The organism is Paraburkholderia sp. RAU6.4a, from assembly GCF_050435625.1.
Lineage (GTDB): Bacteria > Pseudomonadota > Gammaproteobacteria > Burkholderiales > Burkholderiaceae > Paraburkholderia > Paraburkholderia tuberum.
In genome coordinates this window covers 292941-318486 of sequence record NZ_JBNDKQ010000003.1, presented here as the reverse complement: position 1 = coordinate 318486, position 25546 = coordinate 292941, and the positions used below count along the sequence as shown (strand labels likewise).

The following is a 25546-nucleotide window of genomic DNA, read 5'->3' as shown; positions in this document are numbered from 1 at the left end:
GATCTCCTTACGCCTTTGCCGTATCCGCCTGCGGTTGCGTCTGACGCGCGCCGATGCGCGCTGCGACCTGCGCGCGTCCTCCCGATTGCATCCACGCATCGGCCTTCCGTGCGTACTGGATCACTTCGCTGATGTCGGAGTCAAAGCCGAACAGGCGATAGGGAAGGCCGAGCGAATCACAGGTGTCGCGCAGTGCCGACATGCCACGAACAAGGTTTGGACCGCCGCGCCCAAGGACGACATAAAGCGGGGTGGGACCGTGCTCGCTGAAGTGCTCGCGTAGCGCATCGGCCATCGCGCGCAGTGTTTCGTAGATATCGGTGTTGTTGGACTTGCCGCCAATGATGAACAGTACGTTGGACTGCTTCAGCCAATGCCGGAAGCAGATGCGCGCCACTTCCTTCATTTTTTCGTAGGGAGGATTGCCGCCGAAATCCGAAGAGATGATGGCTGCGTCGCCCAACATCTCCGTGACGAGCGAGTTGGCCCCGCCGCCGAACGTGGGCGCGAGGATCGTTCCCTTGTCATTGATCACATAGACATCGCTTTGACCCTGGTGCGTGCGAAGCTGGTTGATCTCCTGCTCGAAGTCCGAGTAGTCGGCAGCGAACAGGTGAGCAGGCAGGCCGAGGCGCGAGAAGCGCGGGTCGTCACGGTCGAACCCGCACTTGAAGTCGCAGGCCACGGGTGTGAGCCGACCGTTCTTGTCCTCGCGCATGCGGATCGGATTCAGCTCGAGCGTCGTCATGCCGAAGTCGTGAAAGAGCTCCCAGAGCTTCGGCAATTGCTGCACGAGCGGGGAAATGATTTCGCGCGGCGCGCCGATCTCGCTCAACGCATTCGCGACGACGAACGCCTTCAGGCCGGTCAATGCATCAAAGGGCACCATTGCCACGAGCTTTGGATCGACCTCTTCGATGTCCATGCCACCCGCGTGCGACAGCGTCATGGTGGGAGCGCGAAAGCGGGTGGAATCGGTGATCGAGAAGTAGACTTCATGTTTGGCCGGTACGCCTGCTTCGAACGTGACGCCGTTCGCCTTGGCCCTCACATGACCCACGACGTGCTCGGCGAAGTACAGTCGCTCTTTCTCGGCGAGCGCCGTCTTGAGATCTGTCGCGCGCCCGAGCAACCCGGCCTTGCCCTTCTTGCCCACGCCGCCCTTGAATACCGGCTTGATAAAGACCTGCCCGTGGCGGTCGATCAGCGACTTTATCTCCTCTTCGCTGGCGCTCGGCCCCAGCACTTCGCTGGCCGGGAATCCGACGAATTGCAATAGGCGCGCGCCGTGCAACATTCCGGTGATCTGCATATGAGTGTCTCCTGAAATTCAAGGCAATGACGATTGAAGCAGGTACTGAGTTCGCGTAGCTCGCTGCGCAAGGCGCGAAATGCTCGTCTGCCGTGGACTCGCTTGAAAGCGGCGGCAGGATTCACAACGCGAGGTGGGTCATGCGAGATCGGCATCGGCTACCGTTGGCGGCACCCGTGACCGGGTTGCACTGGAATGCGGCGAAACGCTGTTGTGCGTTTCGCGCCTGTCTCCGATGCGTTCTCTGTCGACGCGTTTATGAAGTTCTTGAGCATCGATATTTGCTCAAGACGCCCCGAACGAGAAGTGCAACTTTCTGAAGCATTGATGTTCAACGGTTATCAATATCGTCGAACGCCGTTACGTTGTGGCGACAAGTGCTGCTTTCATGGTGGGCCTCACGGCGATGTTCAGGATTGCGCAGGGAACTGGCCGAGCTGAAGGAACACCGGTCGACTTCGCAACTCAACCCAGTCGCACGCGGCCAGCTTTACCGTCGGCATCGTTGGGCGCAACTTTCTTGATGTCACTTCCGACCCACCGCTCTTCAGAAGATTTCAGATGCGATCGCATCGCCGCTTCTGCAGCAATAGGGTCGCCTGCTTGCAGTGCATGCAGAACATTTTCGTGCTCCTCGACCGCAGCCATCCATGTGGCCGTATTTTCGACGAGTTCGCTAATCCTCGCCCCGATCGGATCGCGCCTCGCGTCAAACAGATCGGCCACATACCGGCTCAACACCGTATTGCCGGCCGTTTCCGCGATGATCAGGTGGAATTGCCGGTCCGGTTCCACAGGAGATTTGCCGGCAGAGGCGAGGCGATGCATCGCATCCACGCTGCGCCGCAACCGGTCCAGAGAGCCGGCCGTAAGCCGCGTGCTGGCGAGCACGACGAGGCTGCCTTCGATGACGGCCCGGGCCTGCATGATTTCCGTCGGACTTTCGCCTAATACAGCCAGTGACCCCTCACGTTCGTTTGCGGTTTCGAGCACATAGACGCCCGAACCCATACGGGTCTCGACGCTGCCGCCGATTTCCAGTGCGATCAACGCCTCGCGCAGAGACGGGCGCGAAACACCCAGTTGCTGCGACAACTCGCGCTCCGGCGGCAGTCTCGACCCCGGCGGGAAATCCCCTCCGTGGATGAGGCCGCGAATCTGGTCGGCGACCAATTGGTAAAGCCGCTTTGGCTCGGTCTGTTTCATTTTGCTGCCGGAAGGATAAATGGCCCGGGTCGTCTGTCGACCAGCGATCAAAGTCTACCACGCAAGCCTGACAAGGTTTTCAGCGCATTTCGCAGGAACAGTTCGGGTTTGCCCTTGGTCAGGCCAGAAGAAGTATCTTGCAAATTGGCTTGACCAAAATCGCAGTTTATTCTTTAATCTGCATCAGATTGGCCTGACCGACGGCAGCGCCTCTACACAAAAGAAGGAGACACGTGTGACAGATCTGAGCACTGACCTGGCCCCGCGCGTGGTGGACGGCTTCGCGTTAAAGGAACCCCCGGAGCTCTTGAAACTGAGCGGACTGGGCAAGCGGTTTCCCGGTGTCGTTGCACTGGAGGACGTGCACTTCGAATTGCGCCGCGGCGAAGTACACGCGATTTGTGGCGAAAACGGCGCTGGCAAGTCAACCCTGATGAAAATCGTCAGCGGGCAATACCAGCCGGATGCCGGCACGATCGTTTTTCGCGGCATGCAAAGGCGGTTCGCGTCCTCACTCGAGGCACAGGAAGCAGGCATTGCGATCATTCACCAGGAACTGAACCTGGTGCCGCACCTGTCGATTGCGGAAAACATCTACCTGGCACGCGAGCCCAAACGCGGGCCGTTCATCGATCGCGCACGACTGAATGGGAACGCCCAGCGCGCGCTCGCCCGCATTGGATTGTCGTTGCCGCCCACGAGGCTGGTGGGGACGCTGTCGATCGCCCAGCAACAGATGGTCGAAATCGCCAAGGCGCTCTCGCTCGACGCCCAGGTGCTGATCATGGACGAACCCACTTCGTCGCTCACGGAATCCGAAACCATGCACCTGTTCCGGATCATCAAGGAGTTGCGCGAGAGCGGGGTCGGCATTGTCTACATCTCTCATCGTCTCGACGAAATGAAGCAGATTGTCGACCGCGTGACGGTGCTGCGCGACGGGCACCACATTTCAACCGACGATTTCGCGGCGACCAGCATGGATGAAATCGTTGCGCGAATGGTCGGCCGGGCGCTGAACGATGCGTACCCGCCGCGCCGCTCGGTCCCGTCGCAGGACGTGCTGCTGCGCGTCGACAATCTGTCGCGCGCACCGGCATTTGGGCCGGTTTCGTTCGAACTGAGGCGAGGCGAGATTCTCGGCTTCGCCGGTTTGATGGGCGCAGGCCGGACCGAAGTGGCACGGGCGATTTTCGGCGCTGACCAACCGGACGGCGGCGAGATTCATATCGGGAGCGAGCGCGTCTCGATCCGCTCGCCTATCGATGCGATTCGCCACGGTATCGCGTATCTGTCGGAAGACCGCAAGAGCGACGGTCTCGCGCTGAAGATGCCGGTCGCGACCAACATCACGCTGGCCAATATCGAGGCGGTGTCGGGTCGCGCCGGCTTCATTCGTTTCGCCGAAGAAGCGGCCATCGCACAGCGTTACGTCGAAACGCTCGGGATCCGCACGCCAACGGTCCAACAACTCACGCGCAACCTGTCCGGCGGCAATCAGCAGAAGGTTGTCATCGGCAAATGGCTGTTTCGCAAATCGAAGATTCTGTTTTTCGACGAGCCCACACGCGGGATCGATGTCGGCGCGAAATACGCGATCTACACGCTGATGGACCAGCTCGCCGCGCAGGGCATCGGCGTTGTGCTGATCAGTTCGGAATTGCCTGAAATTCTCGGCATGTCCGATCGCGTCGCGGTATTCCACGAAGGCCGGATCGCCACGATCCTGGAGACGCGCCACACCAATCAGGAAGAAATCATGCACTTCGCATCGGGACGAAATCATGCTTGAAATAACATCCGAACAGACCACTTCTGTCGACACCAGCGCGAAGCTCCGGCGTCGCGACCTGATTCAGAAATTTGCCGCGCTCGGCAGTCTGATCATGCTGGTGGCCGTCTTTTCATTGACCAGTTCCGCTTTCTTCTCGGTCGACAATGGCATGACAGTGGCCTTGCAGGTGACGTCGATTGCCTATCTCGGCGTGGCGGCAACCTGCGTGATCATTACGGGCGGAATCGACCTGTCCGTGGGTTCCGTACTCGCGCTGTCTGGTGTGGTCGCCGCGTTGCTCGTCAAGGCCGGCGTGCCGATCCCTCTCGGCATGCTCGGCGGCGTCGTGGTGGGCGGCCTGTGCGGATTCGTTAATGGCCTGTGCGTCACGCGTATGGGTCTGCCGCCTTTTATCGCCACGCTCGGCATGATGCTGGTCGCGCGTGGTCTCGCGCTTCAGATCACTGGCGCGCGCCCGGTTTCGGGACTCGGCGACGCGTTCGGCGAACTCGGAAATGGCGCATTGTTCCGCATCTCGCATATCGGGGCAGACGGGTTCCCCGATACGGTATTTCCGGGGATCCCGTATCCCGTGATCATCATGGTCGTGCTGGCGGTGGCCGTGTCGATCATGCTGACGCGCACCTCGCTTGGCCGCCACATCTACGCAGTCGGATCGAATGCCGAAGCCGCGCGGCTCTCCGGCGTCAATGTCCGCCGCGTCACCTTGTTTACCTATGTGCTGTCCGGCGTGCTCGCCGGTCTGACGGGTTGTGTGCTGATGTCGCGCCTCGTCACGGCGCAACCGAACGAAGGCGTCATGTACGAGCTCGATGCGATCGCCAGCGCCGTGATTGGCGGGACGTCCCTGATGGGCGGTGTCGGCACGATCTCCGGTACGGCCATCGGTGCGTTTGTGATCGGCGTGCTGCGCAATGGCCTGAACATGAACGGCGTATCGAGTTTCATCCAGCAAATCATCATCGGACTGGTCATTCTCGGCACGGTCTGGATCGACCAGGTCAGAAACCGTCGATGAAGCACATCGAATGAAGCCATTCGAGAAGTCCAACAAAGCAGTGCAATCACCAACCCAAGGAGTGAGACATGAGAAAGATGTATCTGGCATTGGCCGCCGCACTTTTGACCGCAGCGACGGCCCACGCGAATGCGGCGAGCGGAGAGATCGCCGTGATCGTCAAGACGGCCAACTCGAATTATTGGCAGAACGTGCAAAAGGGTGCAACGGAGGGCATGAAAGGGCTGAACGGCTACACGATGACGTTTCAGGGACCGGCGACCGAGTCAGCCGTGGCGGACGAAGTCAATATGGTCGAGAACGCGGTGAACCGGCATGTCGCGGCGATCGTGCTCGCGCCGTCCGATCCCGACGCGCTGATCCCGGCAATGAAGAAGGCCTGGGAGGCAAAAATTCCGGTCGTCCTGATCGATTCGCTCGTGTCCGATTCCGGCAAGCAGTATTACCAGTCGTTTCTCTCGACCGATAACGCCAAGGCCGGTGAGTTGTGCGCGAAAGCGATGATCGACCGTGTCGGACAGACGGGGAAAGTCGCTGTGATGTCGTACGTCGCCGGCGCCGGTTCCGAGATTGGCCGCGTGGGTGGGTTCCGGAAGTATCTCGCGCAGCACTCGAAGCTGCAGGTAGTCGGACCGTTCTACTCGCAGTCGCAGATGGCAACCGCGCTCAATCAGACGACCGACGTGCTGTCGGCCAATCCGGATCTGAAGGGCATCTTCGGTGCAAATGAACCGACTGCTGTGGGGATGGGGCGCGCGTTGGCGCAGTCCGGGAAAGCCGGCAAGGTCGTCGCGATCGGCTTTGACGGCAACCAGGACCTCCAGGGCTTCATCAAGGACGGAACCATCCAGGCCATCGCTGTCCAGGGCTCGTATCAGATGGGCTACAAGGGTGTCAAAACGGCGGTGGATGTCATCGAACACAAGCCGGTTACGAAGCAACTGGATACCGGCGTCGTGATGGTCGAGAAGGACAACATCGATCAGCCCGCCGCGAAGAATGTCTTGTATTGAAGCGCGATGCGGACGACGCCAGACGGCGTTGTCCGCCCTTGAGCCCAGCGCTACTCAAGATGCGCGGTGAAGCGTTGAACATCCAGCAATGAATCCCTGGGAACGGAATTCCTGATGAAAGCAAGTGATCTGCGTGAGGTGTCGCGTGCCGGGGTGCAACTGAGCGCACTGGGTATGGGCTGTTCGCAACTTGGCGGCTTGTATCGCACGATGCCCACGGAACAGGCGCGCGCGCTGATGGACGAAGCATGGTCGCTCGGTCTGCGCTATTTCGACACTGCGCCGTTCTACGGCTACACGCTTTCGGAACGCCGCGTGGGCAACGCGTTGTCAGCGCGGCCACGCGACGAGTTCGTGCTGAGTACGAAAGTCGGCAGGCTTCTTCGGCCGGATCCGACTGTTCAATGCGGCGACGACGGCTGGGCTGAGCCGCTTCCTTTCCGGCCGCACTACGACTACAGCTTCGACGGGGTCATGCGGTCTTTCGAAGACAGCCAGCAGCGTCTCGGTATTGCGCAGATCGATCTGCTGTATGTGCATGACATCGGTCGAATGACACATGGGGATGCAAACGTCGAATTCTGGAAACAGCTGACAGAAGGGGGCGGTTTCCGCGCGCTCGACACGCTGCGCAACGCGGGAGTGGTCAAAGCTATCGGCCTCGGCGTGAACGAGTGGCAGGTCGCGCATGAAGCCATGCAGGAATTACAACTCGATGTGACGTTACTGGCGGGCCGCTATACCCTCCTGGAGCAGGATTGTCTCGCGCCGTTTCTCGACAATTGCGTACGGTATGGGAATTCGATCGTGGTCGGCGGTGTGTTCAATTCTGGCGTGCTGGCAGGTAACGGCAAGTTCAATTACGGGGACGCCCCCGCCGGTGTCGTGTCGCGCGTCAACCGGCTGGCTGAGGTTTGCCGCGAATTCGAGGTTCCGCTACCCGCTGCGGCACTGCAGTTTCCGCTTGCGCATCCTGCGGTTGTGTCGTGCGTGGTGGGCGCGCGCAGTGTCGAACAACTCCAGCAGAACGTCGCGTGGTTTGAGCAGGCGCTGCCAGCCGGATTGTGGCAGGAGCTGAAGTCGGACGGTCTGATCGCGGACACCGCACCTGTGCCCGAGGTGGTCGAGTGAGCCTGTGTATCGACGCACATCACCATTAATAGGGAGAACGTAGTGCAACGAATGGGAATGGTCATCGGTATCGATCCGCAGCACATCGACGAATACAAACGCTTGCATGCGCAGGTGTGGCCGACGGTGCTCGATCGCCTGAAACGCTCGAATGTCACCCGCTACTCGATTTTCCTGCGGGAGCCCGAGAACCTGTTGTTTGGTTACTGGGAATACGTCGGAACCGACTATGAAAGCGATATGGCCGAGATTGCGAGCGACCCGGAAACACAACGTTGGTGGAGCCTGTGCAGCCCGTGCCAGAAACCGTTGGTGAGTCGTGCGCCGTCGGAACACTGGGCACAGATGGAAGAGATCTTTTACCTCGAATAGCGTTGTCTCGACACGGCACTCGTTTGACCTCGCCATGAAGAAACAAATTAACCGGACTCGCATCGAAACCGCACTATGGCTTCGCGGGTTCTGTAGCTGAAAAAGGAAACCTCATGCTCACTATTATTTGTGAAACTCCCGGCGTACTACGCGCTGAGACGCGCTCACGGCCACCGCGCGATCGCGGCGAAGTGTTGCTACGCGTGCGACGCGTCGGCGTATGCGGCACCGACCTGCACATCTTTACCGGCAATCAGCCATTTCTCGCCTACCCCCGCGTGATGGGACACGAACTGTCGGGCACGGTCGAAGAAGCCGACACGGATTCCGGCCTGGACGCCGGCGACCCGGTCTACGTGATGCCCTACCTGTCATGCGGTCAGTGCATTGCCTGCAGGAACGGAAAAACGAACTGCTGCGTGAACATTCAGGTATTGGGCGTGCATCGTGATGGCGCATTGACGGAGTATCTAAGTTTGCCGCGTCAGTTCGTTCACAAGGCTGAAGGAATCACGCTCGATCAGGCGGCAATGATCGAGTTTCTCGCCATTGGCGCGCACGCGGTTCGTCGCGCGGACGTTCAGGCGGGACAGCGCGTGCTGGTGGTCGGTGCAGGTCCGATCGGTATGGCCGCAATGATCTTTTCACGTCTGCGCGGGGCCACGGTGACGGCGCTCGATACACGGCTCGATCGTCTCAACTTCTGCGCTGAGAAAATTGAAGTGGCGGCTACTGTGCAAATCGGTGATACCGACGTCGACGAGCTGGCGAAACTCACCGACGGCGAATTCTTCGATGTGGTCTTCGATGCGACGGGTAATCCGGCTGCCATGGAGCGTGGCTTTGAGTTTATTGCGCACGGCGCGAAATACGTGTTGATTTCCGTGGTGAGAGACAAGATCACTTTCTCCGATCCGGAGTTCCACAAGCGCGAAGCCACCTTGATCGGAAGCCGCAATGCGACTGCGGAAGATTTCGAAACTGTGCTCAGGGCCATGCGTGGCGGTCAGGTGCCCGATGCGGCACTCAACACGCACCGGATGAAGCTTGCCGATGTTCCTGCCGAATTTTCGAAACTGCTCGAACCGTCCGCAGGTGTAGTGAAAGCCATCATCGAATGCTGACTCTGACGCATATCGGATATTTGCCATGAGCCAGCCAATTCTCCAGTTCGGCACTAGCCGCTTTCTTCAGGCGCATGTCGACCTGTTTGTTTCGGAAGCCATGACGCGGGGTGCCGCGCTCGGTGGCATTACAGTCGTGCAGACCACCAGCAGCCAGTCCAGTCAGAAGCGTATTGCAGCGCTGGCAGAGGGCGGGCGATATCCGGTACGGGTTCGAGGTATGCGTCACGGCGTGCTGGTGGACGAGATGCTGAGCGGCAACGCGGTGCGCGCAGCATGGCACGCCGAGTCTCATTGGGAACAAGTGCGAGACGCCGTGGCAGAGCACGTCGAAGTGATTGTTTCCAATACGGGAGACAGGGGATTCCGGCTTGATGACCGGGATACCGCGACGCTCGTGAATCATCCGGAGCGCGTGCCACAGAGCTTTCCGGCCAAGCTGCTGGTGTTGCTTCATGCCCGTTGGGAACGAAACCCTGATGCGCCGCTGTCCCTTTTTCCATGCGAACTCGTGGTCAATAACGGCGATACGTTGCGCGAGCTTGTCGTGACTCTCGCGGTAAAGTGGCGGCTGCCGGAGCCGTTCACTACCTACCTTCGAACGCGTTGCATATGGGCCAATTCGCTCGTCGACCGCATCGTTTCGCAGGCGATCGAACCGGTGGGCGCCGTTGCCGAACCGTATGCGCTCTGGGCGATTGAGCAGCAGCCGGGGCTGGTTCTACCCTGCACTCATGAAAACATCGTTTTGACTGACGATCTGCAGCACTTCGAGCGCCTGAAGTTGTTCCTGCTCAATCTCGGTCACAGCTATCTGGCGGAGCGGTGGCTAGAAGACCGCAGACCGGTTGACGAGACCGTATGTCAGGCAATGAACGACCCGATACTACGCGCCAGCCTGGAAACTGTCTGGGCGGAAGATGTGCTCCCGACATTTGCGGTCCTCGGTCAGCGCGAGCAGGCTCTCGCCTATCTCGTCGAGTTACGCGAGCGCCTACTCAATCCGTTTCTCTTGAGCACCGGATAGCGGACATCGCGCAGAATCACACAGAAAAATTGCAGCGGCGTTTTCTGCCGCTCGTGCAACTTGCCGACAAACTCGGCGTGAAGCCTGGACCGCTGCGAATACGAGCGATGCTGGAGCGCGTCGCATGTCGTTTGCCTTGACGTTCTTCACGTCCTGATAGACGTACGACGCGATTATCGACCGGTCCCGCGTTACATTTCCGACGTCGGCCCTCGTAACGCGGCGTCCGACGGACTGGATGTTGTCGACTGCACGAAAGAGCTGAAGTCGTTCGACGAGTCGGCGGCGCTCGTCGGCAATCTCGATCTGGTCGTTACCGTATGCACGTCGGTTGCTCATCTGTCGGGCACGCTCGGTGTGACGACACGGCTGCTGCTCGACGTCGACCCGCATTGGGTGTGGATGCTCGGGCGCGACGACAGTCCGTAACACCACGGCGCGCTTTTCAAAACCGATTCCCAGCGCAAATTCGGGAATAATCGGACGCCCAATAAAAAGCAAACGTTTGACTGACCATATTTAACAATTAAAACGCTTAACTTTGCTCTGGAATAGCCGATATATAGATAGGAATTATTTGGGTCCACGCATTAAGTTCCGCTGTACAATACGCGCCGCTCATCCTGAGCGCAAGGGTATCTCATGAGTTACACGCTCGTACCGCAGCGGCGGGGCCCTCGGTTGCCTTGGCTGAAAAATAAGGCTTGCGCGCGGCTCTCCTGAAGAGGTCTCTAAAGGGCGAGTGTATCAACGGTGCCGCCTCACGATTTGGGAATTATTATGGCGGACGCGATGATGTAACGGAAATAATGGTTATCCTTATTCCTAAGTAAAAATTACAGCAAATTGCCCGACCGGTACGCGGTGCAGTCTGCAACAAACAATATGGCCAGTTCGACGGGGATGGCGTATGAGCAGTGCATCAGACATTTCGAATCTCTTCCAGATGTTGGGCGTGAGCCCGTCGCATTATCAAGAAATAGAAAGAATAGAGCAGGGGCAAGGTTCGCGTGGGCGTTGGTCCATGCAGACCACCTCGTCGCCAGGGGACACGACCCGGGACGACTCGGCTCGCGAGGCTGAAGCCGTTCTTCCCACCGATGTGACTGAAGTGGCCCCCGCCGCGCCGCCGCAGCTGATTGCGCCAGCCGTCCCCGCTGCCGTGTCCGGATCTCTTCCGGTATTGCAAGCCGCCCCCGAACAGCCGGTCCTTCAGTTCGATCCCGAACCTGTCGCCGCTCCTCAACAGCCGGACTCTCTGAGCGCCGTGTTTGCGCGCCTGCGGGAACGGAGTGAGCCTCAAGAAGGTGTTCCGCAACGCCAGACGTCATGAACTTCGTCACAGTCTTTTCCGTCAATGACGGCCTGATCAAAACCACGGTGGCCGCGAACCAGCGCGTCGTGCCGAACCGGCGCACGCGCTAGAAGACCTTTCCATGGCACAGATCAAACGCAGGCTGAGCAAGACGGAGCAGCGGCGGCAAACGCGCAACACGGACCAGAGTGACGATGCCAGAAGTTGGGACGACAAACTTCTGGAAGCGGGGACACCGCTATGGGCGTCGAACTGGCTGCGGCTGGCAGTGACGCTATTGGCCGCGCTGTTGTTCACTTCTGCCATGACGGTCAATCTGGCCGTGTCGAAGCAATGGACGTTTGGCATCCTTTGCATGGTCGTCGCGGTTCTGCTGAACCGCATTCGCGGCAGGATCATCACGGTGTCCCTGGTGGCATTGTCGGTGTTTATGTCCTTGCGCTACCTGTACTGGCGCCTGACGCAGACGCTGTCCTTTACCACCTCGCTCGACATGACCTTTGGCTGCCTGCTGCTGCTGGCCGAAGGGTACGCGGTGCTCATGCTGTTGTGCAGCTACTTTCAGACGCTCTGGCCTCTGCATCGCCGGCCTGCGCGCTTGCCGGCCGATAGCTCGGCATGGCCGACGGTGGATGTGTACATTCCCACGTTCAATGAGCCGCTGCAGGTCGTGCGGCAGTCGGTGCTGGCCGCCACGCTGCTCGACTGGCCGGCCGACAAGCTGCGCGTGTATGTGCTGGACGACGGCCGTCGTGACGAATTCCGGCAATTCTGCGAACAGGCTGGCGTGGATTATCTGACCCGGCCGGACAACGCGCATGCCAAAGCAGGCAATCTCAACGCGGCACTCTCCAGGACGAGCGGCGAGTACATCGCAGTGTTCGACTGCGATCACGTCACCACGCGCTCGTTCCTGCAGGTCTGCATGGGTTGGTTCCTGAAAGATCCGAAGATGGCCATGGTGCAGACGCCGCACGTCTTCTACTCGCCCGATCCGTTCGAGCGCAACCTCGAAACCTTCCGCAAGGTGCCCAACGAGGGTGACCTGTTTTACGGCGTGCTGCAAAACGGCAACGACTTGTGGAATGCCGCTTTTTTCTGCGGTTCCTGCGCGGTGCTGCGGCGTTCGGCGCTGGAGGATGTAGGCGGCGTGGCGACGGAAAGTGTCACGGAAGATGCGCTCACCGCGCTCAAGATGAGCACGAGGGGCTACAACACGGCCTATCTCGCCATCCCTCAGGCAGCGGGTCTCGCCACCGAGAGTCTGGGGCGTCACGTCGGTCAGCGCATACGCTGGGCACGAGGCATGGCGGAAATATTCCGTCGCTTCAACCCGCTGTTGATCGCAGGGCTAACACTGCCTCAGCGTCTGTGTTACCTGAGCGCGATGATGCACTTTTTCTTCGGCTTGCCGCGCATCGTGTTTCTGATCACACCGATGGCGTATCTGTTCTTTGGCGCGCACGTCTTTCATGCTTCCGCGCTGATGGTGCTGGCCTATGTCGTGCCGCACCTCGTCATTTCGAGCCTCGGCGCCTCGCGCATTCAAGGGCGTTTCCGACATTCGTTCTGGAGCGAAGTCTACGAAACGGTACTGGCCTGGTACGTGATTCTGCCCGCGTTGCAAGCCGTACTCTTTCCAGGCAGCAAAGGCTTCAACGTGACGTCCAAGGGCGGGGTGATCCGTCAGTCCTTCCTGGACTGGGCGATGGCCCGGCCCTACATCGTTCTGCTGCTCATCAATCTGACCGGATTCATGGTGGGTGTCGCAGGTCTGATCCGCAGTCCGGGCTGGCCCGAAGCGACGAGCATTCTGTTCAACCTGGTATGGGTAACCTACAACATCATGAACCTCAGCGCGGCCGCGGGCGTAGCGAGCGAATCGAGACAGTTGCGTCTCGCTCCGCGGGTCCAGATCGAACTGCCGGCCGCCGTGATTCACGCCGACGGAACTCGCATCGACTGTCAGACCAGCGACTATTCGCACGGTGGTCTGGGGCTGGTGCTGCCTGAGGGCGCACCGTTGCCGGAGCACGGCGATCGCATCACGGTGGCGGTGTTGCGCGACGACTACGAGGACGTTTTCCCGGCCGAAGTGCAGGTGTGCCGCGGACGCACCATCGGCGTGAGTTTTCCGACCCTGACGATCGCTCAGGAGCGCGCCTGGATAGGGGCGACGTTTTCGCGCGCCGACAGCTGGATCGCCTCATGGGGCCGCTATCGTCCCGACAGGCCGCTGCGAAGCCTGTTCGAGGTGCTCGGCGTCGGCATGCGCGGGTTCGGGGAGTTGTTCCGGCATCTGTTCCTGGGTGGGCGTGAGCGCCTTGGCCGTTCGTCCGCAGATCCGGCAAGCGACTTGGGAACAAAGCAATCGTGAGTGTCGGCTACCTGTCGCTTTTGCGCTCCTTGACGAGCGCGCGCCGGTTGGGCGCGGTGTTGTGTTCGGTCCTGTTGCTCGGAGCGGGCGACGTGCTGGCCGCGACGATGCCCGCGACGGCTGTCCCGGTCGATGCCGTGCGGCAAAGCCCGCACCCGGAACTCAGCGCGGCGGCGCCGGCCGACGCGTATACCTACCGGATCCCGCTGCTGCGGCAAAACGCGGAGCAGGGATTGACCTTGCTCGGCGAGGATGCCTATGCGGGCATGGACTTCGGTTTGCGCCGCGACGAGCGCGTGGTCAGCGCGCGGCTCGTGCTGGACTACAGTTACTCGTCCACATTGCTGCCTGCGCTCTCGCATCTCAAGGTGTTGCTCAACAGCGTCGTGGGGGCGACCGTAGCGTTGCCCGAACCGGCACCGCGGACGCCGGCGCATATCAGTGTGGATCTGCCGGTGTCGCTGCTGTCCGGGTTCAACCAGCTCACCCTCGAGTTGATCGCGCATAGCAAGGCGAGCGATCAGGGCAACAATCCGCTGAGTTCCGACCTGTGGCTGAAGCCCGGGCCGGACAGTGCGCTGGAACTGACCGTGGTTCCGGCGACCCTGTCCAGTGACCTGTCGCAACTGCCCGCGCCGTTCCTCGACGTGCGCGATGTGCGCAGGGTGGACCTGCCCGTCGTGCTGCCGCAAGCGCCTCGCGCGCAGCGCCTCGAATCGGCCGGTATCGTGACCTCGTGGCTGGGTGCGCAGGCGGGCTATCGCGGTGCGCACTTCTCCGCGAGCCTGGGTGCGATACCCGCGCATGGACATGCGGTGGTGCTCGCGCTGCCGGGCGAGGTGCCGGGCTTGACCCTGCCTGCGGTGGAAGGGCCGATGCTGGCCATCGTGCCCAACCCCAATGACGCTAACGGCAAGCTGCTGCTGGTCATGGGCCGCAACGACGCGCAGATCCGCGAGGCCGCGACCGCGCTGGTGCTTGGCGCGAAGACGCTGTCGGGCTCTCGGGTCAAGATCGACGCCCCGGTTTCCGTTGTGCCGCGCAAGCCTTATGACGCACCCAACTGGCTGCCGGGTGACCGCCCGGTGCAGTTGGGCGAGATGCTAGCGGCGGACCGCTTGACGGTGCAGGGCTTTCGCCCTGGGGCGATCAATGTGGACCTGCGTCTGCCGCCGGGTCTGTTCGGTTTTGACAACAGCGGCGCGGTGCTGAACCTGCATTACCGTTATACGGCCCGTCCGGAGTCAACGCGCTCGGAGCTCGGTGTGCTGGCCGGCAACACGCCCCTGCAGACCTTGCCGCTGACAGGCGACGCGTCGGACGGTGATGCGGTGATACGCGTTCCGACCTATCTGCTGCCGCCGTTGACGACGCTGCAATTCGACTATCGCTACGAGTCCGTGGCGCCGCAAGACCACGTCGAGGACGTGCCCGGCGGCCCGCTCCTGAGCGCCATCGATCCGACTTCGACGATCGACATTTCCCAACTGCCGCGTTACGCAGCCATGCCGGATCTGCGCGCCTTCGCAGACGCAGGCTTTCCGTTCACGCGGATGGCCGATCTGTCCGAGACGGCGGTGATCCTGCCCGCACAGCCGCTCGCTGGCGACTATTCCGCTTACCTGACGCTGATGGGCAGCATGGGTCAAACCACGGGTTATCCGGTGCTGGGCGTGACGGTGGGCGATCCAGCGCAGGTTGACGCGCTGCGTCGCAAGGACCTGCTCGTGCTGGCGTCGGGCGATAACCAGCCCTTGCTCAAAGCATGGCGTGATGATCTGCCGCGCGGCTTCTTCGCTCCGGTTGCTTCATCGGACCGCTGGATCGCCGCGTGGTGGGAAAAGCTGACGGGTGGGCATGCGCAGGCTGAACGCGAGGCCGCCATCGCCGCACTGTATGGCAGCGACGACCATGACGGCATGTTGGCGGGACTCGAGTCGCCGCTGGCTCGCGGCCGCAGCGCGGTGGTCGTATCGGGCAATACGCCGGACGGTCTCGACGCTGTCGTGGACGTGCTGCAAGCCAACCGCTACCTCATCAGCAAGCGTCCGAACGACAAGATCAGCGGCAGCCTCGTGGTCGTGCATGACGGCACGCTCACCACGCTGAGCAACGATCAAAGCTATTTCATCGGGTCCTTGCCGCCTGGGCTCGCGCTCGAATGGTTCTTCGCGAGCCACATCCTGCTGCTGCTCGTGGCGACGCTCGCCAGCGTCGTGCTCATAGGTTTGCTCGGCGGCGTGTTTCTGCACCGGCGTGCCCTGAATCGATTAGACCTGGATATTCCCCAGACATCGCAACGTGAAGAAGGACGAAGAGGTTCTCATGTTTAGAAGACGGCCTGACATCTCCCGGGCACGCCTTGCGCGTTGCATGACTGCGCAACCAGTATGGCCGGCACTGTTGCTCGGTTGTATGTTTGTCACATCGACGGTAACCCAGGCCGCGCAACCAGCGGCGGCTGCCGCCGCTGCGCGGCAGGACGCGTCGGCTTCGGCCGGCGGCGCGGCCAACCCGTCCGCGCGGCCGGCAACGGCAGATAGCAACGCGGCGCCGCTGCAGTCCGCGCCGGACGCCGGAGCCGCTACCGCGGCTTCTTCGACGGTGACCTATTCGCTGCAGCAACTCGGCGCGCAATACGCGCTCAACCTGCGCGGCGTCGACGGCAGCAATACGCTGCCGGTCGGCGTGCGCGACGATCGGGTCGTCACAGGTGCGCGACTGAACCTGCGCTATGCCTATTCGCCGGCGCTGCTGCCCGATCTGTCGCACATCAATGTGCTGGTCAACGATCAGGTGGCGGCATCGATCGACGTGCCCAAAAACACGTCCGGCACCAACCTGCAGCGCACTATCACGCTGCCGCCGTATCTGTTCACCGCGAACAGCAAGCTGCGTCTGCAACTGATCGGCCACTACACCAACCAGTGCGAAGACCCGCTGCATTCGAGCCTGTGGGCCAACATCAGCAACGACAGTACGCTGAGCATCGACACCCAGCCGCTGGCGCAGGCCAGCGATCTGGCTCGCCTGCCGCGACCCTTCTTCGACGAGCACGATATTCGCCGGTTGAACCTGCCGTTCGTGTTCGCCGGCAATCCTGATACGGCCGCGCTGGAAGCGGCCGGCGCCGTGTCGTCGTGGTTCGGCGCATTGGCGAAATATCGCGGCGCGCAATTCCCGGTATCGATCTCTAGCGTGCCTGCCAGGGGCAACGCGGTCGTCATCGTCGACAGCGCGGCGCAAGCGAGCCTGGCGGACTCGCCGCTGCAAGGTCCGACTCTCGCCGTCGTGACCAACCCCAACGATCCCAACGGCAAGCTGTTGCTGGTGATGGGCCGTGACGGCAAGGAACTCAAGCAGGCCGCCGACGCGCTGGTCACGGGCAGCCGGACGCTGTCGGGTTCGAGCGCGCTCATCACGCGGTTCGCCGACCTCGCGCCGCGCAAGCCGTACGATGCGCCGCGCTGGCTGCGCACCGACCGTCCGATGTCGTTGGGCGAACTCGTCGACGCCAAACAATTGCAGGTGTCGGGCTACAGCCCCGATCTGATCCGCATCAATATGCGCGTGCCGCCCGACCTGTTCGGCTGGCACGCGCCCAACGTGCCGATCGACCTGCATTACCGCTATACGCCGCAGCCTTATATGGTCAATTCGTCGCTGCTGTTCAGCGTCAGTGACCAGTTCATGAAGTCGATTCCGCTGCTCTCGCTCGAACGGCTCGAGGGCGGCAGCAAGCTGCGGGGTGAAGTTTTGCCCGACAGCAGCCTGCCGCGCCAGGCGAAACTGGAAGTGCCGCTGGAGGCGCTGTTGCAGCCGAATACCCAGTTGCAGTTCCGCTACATGTACGACTACATCAAGCAGGGCGAGTGCCGGGACATCATCATCGACAACGTGCGCGGCGCGGTCGATCCCGAATCGACGATCGATCTGTCGCAGTATCCGCACTACATCGCCATGCCGAACCTGGCCTCGTTCGCCCAGGCGGGCTTCCCGTTCACGCGCATGGCCGACCTGTCCGGAACGGACGTCGTATTGGGCCCCAACGCGGGCACACCGGAATACAGCACGTATCTGGCGGTGATGGGCCGCATGGGCGACTCGACCGGCTATCCGGCGCGCGGCGTCACCGTGCTGCGCGGTCAGCGCATCGACGCGATGCCGTCCGACAAGGATCTGCTCGTGATCGCCTCGGGTGCGGATCAAGCCTGGCTCAAGGACTGGGCGCGGACCATGCCCGCGGCGTATGACCACAGCGCGCAGTTCGCCGTCTCGGATCTGCCGGGTCGCGTGCTGGGCTGGTTCCATGCCAACCCGCGCCTCGACGCCGAACCCCGCCGCCTGTCGCTGGCCTGGTCGGGGCCGGGCGTGAGCGCCGTGCTCGCAGGCTTCGAATCGCCGAAGCAACCGGGCCGCAGCGTGGTCATGCTGGCCAGCAATCAGCCCGACGGCCTGACGGATGCAGTCTCCGCGTTGCTGGATGCGCCGAACTCGGGCAAGCAGCCCATCCAGGGAAGCCTCGTGTCCATCCGCGGCACGGAAGTCGATTCGCTCGTGAGCGAGCATACCTACTACGTCGGGCATCTCGGCATCTGGCGCGGCCTCGACTGGTGGCTGGCTTCATTCGGCCTGTCGCTCGCGTGGGTGCTGAAGGCGCTGGGCATCATCGCGCTCGTGCTGATCGCGGTTGGTCTGTTTTCGTTCTTGCGGCGCCGCCAGGCCCGGCGCGACGCTGAAGCCCGTGAGCGGCTGCGGGCATCGCGGCAGCAACAATCATAAGCAAGGAAAGTCATGTCAGTCAGACGCAGCCGCAACCGGGCCTGGATTCTCGGACTGATGGTCGCATCGGTCGGCCACCCGGGCTGGGCGCAGGATGCTACGTCCAACATGCTGCTGGAACAGGGCCGCTACTGGCAATCGCATGACAAGCCCGATCTGGCCGCGCAGTCGTGGTCGAAACTGCTGCTGAGCGACCCGAAGCAGCCCGAGGCGCTGTATGGGATGGGCACGATCGCCGTCGGCAAGCAGCAGTTCGCGGCGGCGAACGGGTATCTGGCCAGACTTCGCGCGGCCGCGCCGGGCAGCCGCTTCGTGCCGCTGCTCGAGCAGAGCTTGCGCCTCGCGGTCGAACCGGGTAAGTCCACGTTCGCCAAGGCGCGCCAGATGGCGCAAGACGCCGTCAACCAGAAGGATCAGGCCGCGTTGTCGGCGGCCATCGCCGAATATAACAAGGCCTTGGGCGGTAAAGCGCCGCAGGGCAGTGTGGCGCGAGAGTATTACAGCTACCTCGGCTATACGGATGGCGGTGTGGATCAGGCCATCCAGGGCCTCGAGCGCCTGAATGCCGAGACGCCGAACGATCCGAACACCATGTTGCCGCTGGCCCAGCATATGGTGCGCGACGAACAGGATCGCGCGGCGGGTGTCGCCCTTCTGGAAAAGCTTGCCGCTCGTCCGGACATCGGCGGCGAAGCGACGGAAGTCTGGCGCTCCGTGCTGACTTGGGTCACGCCCACGCCGAAAAACAGATCGTGGTTTGAAGACTATCTGAAGCTGCATCCGGACGACGACGAAATACGCCATCAGATGCTGGCGCCGCATCCGCTCGCAGCGGCCGGTCCGGTCGTGGATGCACGACTGACACGCGGTTTCGCCGCGTTCAAGTCAGGCGACATCACCACGGCCGAGCAGTCCTTTTCCGCTGTGCTGCGTGACAAACCCGACAGCACGGATGCGCTGGGGGGACTGGGCCTCGTGCGCATGCAGCAAGGCGACCTGGCGCAGGCGCAGACGCTGCTGTCGCGGGCGGTGTCGCGTCCGGGCGCGGGCGCGAACTGGGCCAAGGCCCTCAATTCCGCGCGCTACTGGCTGCTGGTGAACCAGGCCGAGGGCGCGCAAAACGTGGGCGACTTCGCCGCTGCGCGACGCGAACTCGATCAGGCGCTGCGGCTGGATCCCGCCGAGCCGGGCGGGCGCAATGCGTCGGCCCGGTTGGATGCAGCGCAGGGCGATCTGCCGCGTGCTGAAAAGGGCTACCGCGACGTGCTGGCGACAAGCCCCGATAACCGCGAGGCGGCGAGCGGCCTCATCGATATCCTGGCGCAGACGGGACGCGCCGATGAGGCCCAGAAGTTGATCGACGGCATGTCGCCCGAGCAGAAGGCCGGCATCGGCGGGCTCGATCGGCTGCGCGCCGCCGTCGCCGCCGCTCGGGCCGATGCCGCCGCGCAGCGTGGCGATCTGAGCACGGCCCGGCACATTCTGGAAGACGCCCAGCGCAGCGCGCCCGACAACCCGTGGATTCGCCTGGAACTGGCGCGCTACGATCTCAAACAGGGGCATGCCGACGAAGCGAAGCAACTCGTCGACGGCCTGCTCGTCACGAACCCGGACAATCCCGAAGCGCTCTATGCGAGCGCGCTGCTGGCCATGCAGATGGGCGACTGGACGCGCGCGCAGGACACGATGACGCGCATCTCCACCGCCTCGCGCACCCCGAACATGGTTGCGACGGCGCAGCAGATCGATTTTCAGATGGTCGTGGCGCAAGCCTCGCAAACGGCGCTCGAAGGCAATCTGGAGGATGCGCGCAGTATGCTGGCGCGGCTCGAACCCGCGGCGGGTCAAGACCCGGCCAAGGTGGGCGCGTTGGCGCAGGCGTATGTCGACGCGGGCAACACGCCGCGCGCCATGAGCCTGATGCACGGGCTGATGCCTAACGGTCTGAAGGGCAGCGGCCCGGATGTGCAACTGGCTTATCTGGGCCTGTTGCTCAAGACCGGCCAGTATGTCCAGGCCGGGCTCGCGATGCGCGAGTTGCAGGGCCAGACGCTGACCGCGGACCAGCGCCGGCAACTGGACGAACTGAACTACCTCTACACCGTGCGACTGGCTGACCAGCAACGTCAGCAAGGTGACCTCGCGCAGGCCTACGACACGCTGGCGCCGATCCTCGCGAAGCGGCCCAACGACAGCCTCGCCACGGCCGCGCTCGCGCGCATGTACGCCGCCGATGACAAGTATGACCAGGCACTGTCGCTTTACCAGAAGGCGCTCGTCAACGACCCCAACAATCCGGGTTTGCAACTGGGCGTCGCGATGGCGGCAGTGCAGGCCGGCAAGAACAGCGTTGCCGATGCGGCATTGAAAGAGGCCGTTGCGAAGGCGCCGAACGATCCCGACGTGCTGGCCGGCGCCGCGCGCATTTACGTCATGCAGGGCAAGACCCGCGAAGCGCAGTCGCTGCTGGAATCCGCCATTGCCGCCAAGGAAAAGCGGCTCGGCGTGCAGGCGCAAGACGTCCACGTGGCGGGCAATCCCTTTGTCCACCACGACGACGCTCACCGTCGTCAGGTCCGCCACAGTCGCCAGCCCGCCGCCGAAACGTTCGCCCCGCAACCCGCGGCGCCGGACAGCGTGCTGGCGAACCAGAAGCCTGGTTTCGGGCCCGCTGCTGCTCCGGCTGCTACCGCGGCGAGCGCGACTGCCTCGACCGTGACATCCACGGCTGTGCGCGAGCGCTCGTCCTCTGCTCCATCCGCTCTGCCAACCGTGGCGGGCACGCCGGTCGGCGGCCTGGCGCCGCAAGACACGGTCGCGGTGAGCGAGCCTCAGGACGGTTCGCCGTCGCTCGAGGAAATGCGTAATGAACTCAGCGACCTCCGTGCGCAGCGTTCACCGGAAGTCAGGGGTGGGCTGTTCGTCTCGTCGAACAACGCAGCACCCGGTACGGGTCAGTTAACGAGCGTGCAACAAGCTCTGGAAGGGGTGCTGCCGGTCGACAACGGCAAGCTTTCCATTCGCGTGACGCCGGTTGAACTCGAGGGCGGCACGTTGGGTACCGACGTCTTCAGCGCCAGTCAGTTCGGCGGCGGCCCGGCCGCCACCCGGGCGCAGCAGGCCGGCAAGGTCGCCGCACCGGGCAAACAGACCGCCTACGGCGTCGGTCTGGGTCTCGGCTACGAGACTGGGAACTGGATGGCCGACATCGGCACCACGCCTTTGGGTTTCAAGTACACCAATGTCGTTGGCGGCGTGATGTTCAGGAACTCCATCGATGCCGGGCAGGGCAGTTGGTTCAACGTGGGCGTATCGCGCCGCGCCGTGACGGACAGCATCACGTCTTTTGCCGGCTCGACCGATTCGCGATCCGGCTTGAGCTGGGGTGGCGTGACTGCCACCGGCGTGCATGGTGCGATCGGCCTCGACAATCAGGACTACGGCGTCTACGGCTACGGTTCCGCGAAATACCTGGACGGTCATAACGTCCAGTCCAACGTCGGTGCCGAGGTCGGCGCCGGGACGTACTGGTACCTGCTGCGCACGGAGAACAGCATGCTGAGCGCGGGCGTGAACCTGAGCGGCATGATCTACGACCACAACGAAAACAACTTCACCTACGGCAACGGCGGCTACTTCAGCCCGCAGCGATTCTATGCGTTCAACCTGCCGCTCACGTGGGCGCAGCGTTCGGAGCGCTGGACCTACAAGCTGCAAGCGGCCGTCGGTGTGCAGTACTACCACCAGGCCGGCTCGGCGTATTTCCCGACCGACAGCGGGTTGCAGGCCGCAGCAGTCTCAGCGGCTTCGACCATTGGCCTCGCCGACGGCGCGATCCATCCCGACCAGTCCTCGACCGGCTTCGGCTACAACCTGCTGGCCACGGCCGAATACCGCTTCACCAATCATCTGACTGGCGGAGCCTCGGTGGGCGCCAACAACGCGTCCAGCTACCGGCAGTGGGCGGCGGGCCTGTATCTGCGCTATACCCTTGCGCCACAGACGAAGGCACTGGATATGCCGGTCATCCCTTACCAGTCGCATTACAGCGATCAGTAGCCCGCCGCACTGATCGATCGGACATTGATTATTTTTCAGGAGTCGAAGAGTCATGCTTGCTTCCGTACTTGCTGGTCTCAGCATTCTCATAGTCGGCGATAGCCATCTGAGCGAACCCGGTTATCTCATCGATACATTGCAGGATCAGTTGATCGCCGCTGGCGCGCAGGTGCATACCTACAGCGTCTGCGGCAGTATTCCCGGCGATTGGGTGAAGTCCGTGCCCGGCACATGCGGTGGCGCCGAGCGTAACGGCAAGGCGCCCCTGGTCATCGACCACAACGCGAAGACCCAACCCGTCGATCAATTGATCGCCGCGAACAAGGCCAAGCTCGTCATCATCGTCCAGGGCGACACGATCGGCGGATACAGCAAGGACGATTTCCCGAAGGCCTGGGCCTGGCAGCAGGTCACGGCGCTGACGCAAGACCTGGCCGCCAACAAGACGGCTTGCGTCTGGGTAGGGCCGGTCTGGGGCACGGAGGGCGGCAAGTATCAGAAGAGCTTCGCCCGTGTGAAGCAGCTGTCGTCTTTCCTCGCCGCCAATGTCGCGCCGTGTCAGTACATCGACTCGCTCACGTTTTCCAGGCCGGGCGAATGGGCGACGGTCGATGGTCAGCATTTGACGACGACCGGCTACAAGTACTGGGGCACGGACATCATGAAGGCACTGGTCAAGCTGCCTGTCGTTCCGCAGAAATGACACGCCGGGCTTCGAGCTGCGCCTGCCCAGGTTTCCCATTTGAGAAAAGAATGAAAAATTTCCTCTCCTCCCTGTTGTTGTCCGGCTTCGCTCTGTCCGGTCTCGGTTTGTCCGTGCAGCCGGCCATGGCCGCAGAAATTCCGCTATACCCGAGCGGTCCCGCGGAGGACTCGTCGTTCGTGCGTTTTGTCGATGGCGGTTCGGGTCCGGTCGACGTGAGCGCGGTGGGGTCGAAAGCGCGTCTGACGCTCGACGCCGCGAACCCGGCCACTCACTTCCTTCCGATCGCCGCCGGCAAACCGGTGGCCGGCACACTGAGAGCCGGTAGCGCGCACCAGGACGTATCGGCGACGGTGCAGCCTGGCGAGTTCGTCAGCATCGTTGCGCTCGATGGCGCGGATAAAGCGGGTGGCCTGCATACGGTGACGGTCCGCGAAAAACCCGACGACTTCAATGCGCTCAAAGCTTCGGTGGCTTTCTACAACCTCGACGCTGGCTGCGCGACACCCACGCTGAAAGTGCCGGGTCGCGACATCGTGCTGCTCGACGGCGTGGCTGTGGGACAAGCCAGGCGGCGCCAGGTCAACCCTGTCGCCCTCTCGGTGCAGCTGGTCTGCGGCGGCCAGCCTGTGGGGCAGCCGCTCAGCCTGGGTACGCTCGCGGCGGGGCAGCGTTATACGGTGTTGCTCGTGCCGGGCGGGGCGCATTCGCGCATCTTCATGGCGAACGACGCGCTGAGCCACTGATCGCATTTGCGCCTCCTCCTTGAAAGCGACGCCGCTCATCGCCGATTTCCGGCTGTTCCCCGTTTGTCATCTGGTTACGACGGGCAGAGCGGGGTTCGGTGTGTTTCGCGATGGCGCGTCGGTCCAGATATCTTTTTCGATTGAGAACGATGCATGGTTTTCGCGTCCCTCGAATTCCTGACGCTGTTTCTGCCGGCCTTTCTGGCGATCTACGTCGCGTTGCCCGCGCGTTGGCGCAATGGCGTGCTGCTGTTTTGCAGCTGGCTTTTCTACGGCTGGTGGAGCCCGGTCTTTCTGCTGCTGTTCATCGCGCTGACCTTCTGGGGCTGGTTCGGCGGCATGGTCATAGACAGGGCGCCGAGCCAGCGTGCACGCGGTGGCTGGCTGGCCGTGTTCATCGTCGTCAACGTCCTGATATTGGGCTGGTACAAGTACGCCAACATCGTGGTCGATAGTCTCGACAGTGTGCTGGGGGCAGGCCATGCAGGGTCCATCCCCTGGCGACACGTCGTGCTGCCCATCGGGCTTTCGTTCATCGTGCTGCAATCCATCTCCTATCTGATCGACGTGCAGCGCGGCACGGTGGCGGCCGATCGCAGCATGATCCGTTACGGCGCCTATCAGGGGATGTTCGTGCATCTGATCGCGGGGCCGATCATTCGCTATGCGTGGGTGAGGCGCGAGCTGGTGTCGCGCGAGATCGACTGGGACGGTTTTGCAGCCGGCGCAAGGCGGCTCATGGTGGGCATGAGCATGAAGGTGCTCGTGGCCGACACACTCTCGCCGATGGTCGACGCGATCTTCTCGTCGCACGCGCCCACGCTGGCCGACGCCTGGCTGGGCTGCGGTTTCTACACGCTGCAGTTGTTCTTCGATTTCGCGGGCTACAGCGCCATGGCCATCGGGTTGGGGCAGATGCTGGGCTTTCGCTTTCCCGAGAACTTCGACCATCCGTACCTTGCCAGCAGCATTCAGGATTTCTGGCGCCGTTGGCACCTGTCGTTGTCGAGCTGGATACGCGATTACCTGTACATCCCGCTAGGCGGCAACCGCCACGGTGAGTGGCAAGCCTGCCGCAATCTGTTGCTGACCATGGCGATCGCCGGCCTGTGGCACGGCGGCGATAGCTGGAACTTCCTGCTGTGGGGCCTCGTTCATGGCATCGCCCTGATGGTCGCGCGCCTCTGGCGCCGGTTCGACATGCCGACCATGCCGTCCTGGATATCGCACGTGCTGACGCTGGTTTTCGTCATGCTCGCGTGGACACTCTTTCGCGCGGCGGGTTTCCCTGCCGCGCTCGCCATGTATCGCGGCCAGTTCGGTTTGAATGGCATCGGCTTGAGCGACGCGACGCTCGTGCTGCTGCGGCCCGTGCACGCTCTGGCTGCCGGGTTGGGCATCGTGTGCGTGCTGCTGCCGCTCTGGCAACAGCGTTGGGATAGCCTTCCCGACACGGCGCTGCGGCAGCTATGGCAGGCAGGGTGGCCGCTAGCGGGTTTTCTGTTGTCGTTCGGTCTGATCGTCGCGCGCGGCGCGGTGCCTTTCCTCTACTTCCAGTTCTGACGC

General features: G+C 62.4%; 16 protein-coding genes and 2 pseudogenes. 16 read left to right on the top strand and 2 right to left on the bottom strand.

What is annotated here, in order from left to right:
• Positions 1-7: 7 nt before the first annotated feature.
• Both OKW40_RS25975 and OKW40_RS25970 read right to left on the bottom strand, forming a co-directional pair.
• Complete coding sequence (locus OKW40_RS25975) at positions 8-1312, bottom strand: ATP-grasp domain-containing protein (RefSeq protein WP_429402951.1); 1305 nt, start codon at positions 1310-1312, stop codon at positions 8-10.
• A gap of 465 nt (positions 1313-1777) precedes the next feature.
• Complete coding sequence (locus OKW40_RS25970) at positions 1778-2518, bottom strand: FadR/GntR family transcriptional regulator (RefSeq protein ID WP_187626522.1); 741 nt, start codon at positions 2516-2518, stop codon at positions 1778-1780.
• A 19-nt stretch (positions 2519-2537) separates the two neighbouring features.
• Here OKW40_RS25970 and OKW40_RS25965 point away from each other — a divergent pair, with 19 nt between their 5' ends.
• From OKW40_RS25965 to OKW40_RS25890, 16 genes and pseudogenes are all read left to right on the top strand, one after another.
• Complete coding sequence (locus OKW40_RS25965) at positions 2538-4310, top strand: sugar ABC transporter ATP-binding protein (RefSeq protein WP_429492365.1); 1773 nt, start codon at positions 2538-2540, stop codon at positions 4308-4310.
• Positions 4303-5331 (top strand): ABC transporter permease, encoded by a 1029-nt coding sequence (locus tag OKW40_RS25960; RefSeq protein ID WP_429492363.1) that lies wholly within the window; start codon positions 4303-4305, stop codon positions 5329-5331. Before OKW40_RS25965 ends, OKW40_RS25960 begins: the two co-directional genes overlap by 8 nt.
• 68 nt (positions 5332-5399) lie before the next feature.
• Positions 5400-6344, top strand: a complete 945-nt coding sequence (locus OKW40_RS25955; protein ID WP_184066235.1) for an ABC transporter substrate-binding protein — start codon at positions 5400-5402, stop codon at positions 6342-6344.
• 114 nt (positions 6345-6458) lie between these two features.
• Positions 6459-7475 carry an aldo/keto reductase gene (locus tag OKW40_RS25950; protein WP_429492360.1) on the top strand — a complete coding sequence of 339 codons (1017 nt, stop codon included), beginning with the start codon at positions 6459-6461 and terminating at the stop codon, positions 7473-7475.
• A gap of 57 nt (positions 7476-7532) precedes the next feature.
• The gene (locus OKW40_RS25945; RefSeq protein WP_221311446.1) at positions 7533-7847 is read left to right on the top strand and encodes an L-rhamnose mutarotase; all 315 of its coding nucleotides are present in this window, start codon (positions 7533-7535) and stop codon (positions 7845-7847) included.
• Positions 7848-7960: 113 nt separating this feature from the next.
• Positions 7961-8971: a zinc-binding alcohol dehydrogenase family protein gene (locus OKW40_RS25940; protein WP_429492358.1), complete on the top strand. Its 1011-nt coding sequence runs from the start codon at positions 7961-7963 to the stop codon at positions 8969-8971.
• A gap of 25 nt (positions 8972-8996) precedes the next feature.
• A pseudogene (locus OKW40_RS25935) lies at positions 8997-10138 on the top strand (mannitol dehydrogenase family protein).
• 91 nt (positions 10139-10229) lie between these two features.
• Positions 10230-10424 (top strand): annotated as a pseudogene (locus tag OKW40_RS25930) (tetratricopeptide repeat protein); the annotation flags it as partial.
• 484 nt (positions 10425-10908) lie between these two features.
• The gene (gene bcsR, locus OKW40_RS25925) at positions 10909-11331 is read left to right on the top strand and encodes a BcsR/BcsP family cellulose biosynthesis protein (protein WP_429492356.1); all 423 of its coding nucleotides are present in this window, start codon (positions 10909-10911) and stop codon (positions 11329-11331) included.
• 103 nt (positions 11332-11434) lie between these two features.
• Complete coding sequence (bcsA, locus tag OKW40_RS25920; RefSeq protein WP_429492354.1) at positions 11435-13690, top strand: UDP-forming cellulose synthase catalytic subunit; 2256 nt, start codon at positions 11435-11437, stop codon at positions 13688-13690.
• Positions 13687-16023 carry a cellulose biosynthesis cyclic di-GMP-binding regulatory protein BcsB gene (gene bcsB, locus OKW40_RS25915; protein WP_429492352.1) on the top strand — a complete coding sequence of 779 codons (2337 nt, stop codon included), beginning with the start codon at positions 13687-13689 and terminating at the stop codon, positions 16021-16023. Before bcsA ends, bcsB (OKW40_RS25915) begins: the two co-directional genes overlap by 4 nt.
• An 82-nt stretch (positions 16024-16105) precedes the next feature.
• On the top strand, positions 16106-18472 hold the full coding sequence (bcsB, locus tag OKW40_RS25910; RefSeq protein WP_429492350.1) for a cellulose biosynthesis cyclic di-GMP-binding regulatory protein BcsB: 2367 nt from the start codon (positions 16106-16108) through the stop codon (positions 18470-18472).
• A gap of 12 nt (positions 18473-18484) precedes the next feature.
• Positions 18485-22531, top strand: coding sequence for a cellulose synthase subunit BcsC-related outer membrane protein (locus tag OKW40_RS25905; protein ID WP_429492348.1), 4047 nt, complete (start codon positions 18485-18487; stop codon positions 22529-22531).
• A 52-nt stretch (positions 22532-22583) separates the two neighbouring features.
• Positions 22584-23234: an SGNH/GDSL hydrolase family protein gene (locus OKW40_RS25900; RefSeq protein WP_184066211.1), complete on the top strand. Its 651-nt coding sequence runs from the start codon at positions 22584-22586 to the stop codon at positions 23232-23234.
• 50 nt (positions 23235-23284) lie between these two features.
• A complete protein-coding gene (locus tag OKW40_RS25895) occupies positions 23285-23980 on the top strand; it encodes a cell division protein FtsQ (protein WP_429492346.1) in 696 nt (231 codons plus the stop codon).
• Between the two features lie 153 nt (positions 23981-24133).
• Positions 24134-25543 carry an MBOAT family O-acyltransferase gene (locus tag OKW40_RS25890; protein ID WP_429492344.1) on the top strand — a complete coding sequence of 470 codons (1410 nt, stop codon included), beginning with the start codon at positions 24134-24136 and terminating at the stop codon, positions 25541-25543.
• Positions 25544-25546 lie beyond the last annotated feature (3 nt).

What these genes read in the sequence shown, in the direction of transcription:
- OKW40_RS25900 (WP_184066211.1), top strand. Translation starts at nt 22,584, where the DNA reads ATGCTTGCTTCCGTACTTGCTGGTCTCAGCATTCTCATAGTCGGCGAT.
- OKW40_RS25895 (WP_429492346.1), top strand. Translation starts at nt 23,285, where the DNA reads ATGAAAAATTTCCTCTCCTCCCTGTTGTTGTCCGGCTTCGCTCTGTCC.
- bcsR (WP_429492356.1), top strand. Translation starts at nt 10,909, where the DNA reads ATGAGCAGTGCATCAGACATTTCGAATCTCTTCCAGATGTTGGGCGTG.
- OKW40_RS25955 (WP_184066235.1), top strand. Translation starts at nt 5,400, where the DNA reads ATGAGAAAGATGTATCTGGCATTGGCCGCCGCACTTTTGACCGCAGCG.
- OKW40_RS25905 (WP_429492348.1), top strand. Translation starts at nt 18,485, where the DNA reads ATGTCAGTCAGACGCAGCCGCAACCGGGCCTGGATTCTCGGACTGATG.
- OKW40_RS25945 (WP_221311446.1), top strand. Translation starts at nt 7,533, where the DNA reads ATGGTCATCGGTATCGATCCGCAGCACATCGACGAATACAAACGCTTG.
- OKW40_RS25890 (WP_429492344.1), top strand. Translation starts at nt 24,134, where the DNA reads ATGGTTTTCGCGTCCCTCGAATTCCTGACGCTGTTTCTGCCGGCCTTT.
- OKW40_RS25975 (WP_429402951.1), bottom strand. Translation starts at nt 1,312, where the DNA reads ATGCAGATCACCGGAATGTTGCACGGCGCGCGCCTATTGCAATTCGTC.
- bcsA (WP_429492354.1), top strand. Translation starts at nt 11,435, where the DNA reads ATGGCACAGATCAAACGCAGGCTGAGCAAGACGGAGCAGCGGCGGCAA.
- OKW40_RS25950 (WP_429492360.1), top strand. Translation starts at nt 6,459, where the DNA reads ATGAAAGCAAGTGATCTGCGTGAGGTGTCGCGTGCCGGGGTGCAACTG.
- OKW40_RS25960 (WP_429492363.1), top strand. Translation starts at nt 4,303, where the DNA reads ATGCTTGAAATAACATCCGAACAGACCACTTCTGTCGACACCAGCGCG.
- bcsB (WP_429492350.1), top strand. Translation starts at nt 16,106, where the DNA reads ATGTTTGTCACATCGACGGTAACCCAGGCCGCGCAACCAGCGGCGGCT.
- OKW40_RS25965 (WP_429492365.1), top strand. Translation starts at nt 2,538, where the DNA reads ATGGCCCGGGTCGTCTGTCGACCAGCGATCAAAGTCTACCACGCAAGC.
- OKW40_RS25970 (WP_187626522.1), bottom strand. Translation starts at nt 2,518, where the DNA reads ATGAAACAGACCGAGCCAAAGCGGCTTTACCAATTGGTCGCCGACCAG.
- OKW40_RS25940 (WP_429492358.1), top strand. Translation starts at nt 7,961, where the DNA reads ATGCTCACTATTATTTGTGAAACTCCCGGCGTACTACGCGCTGAGACG.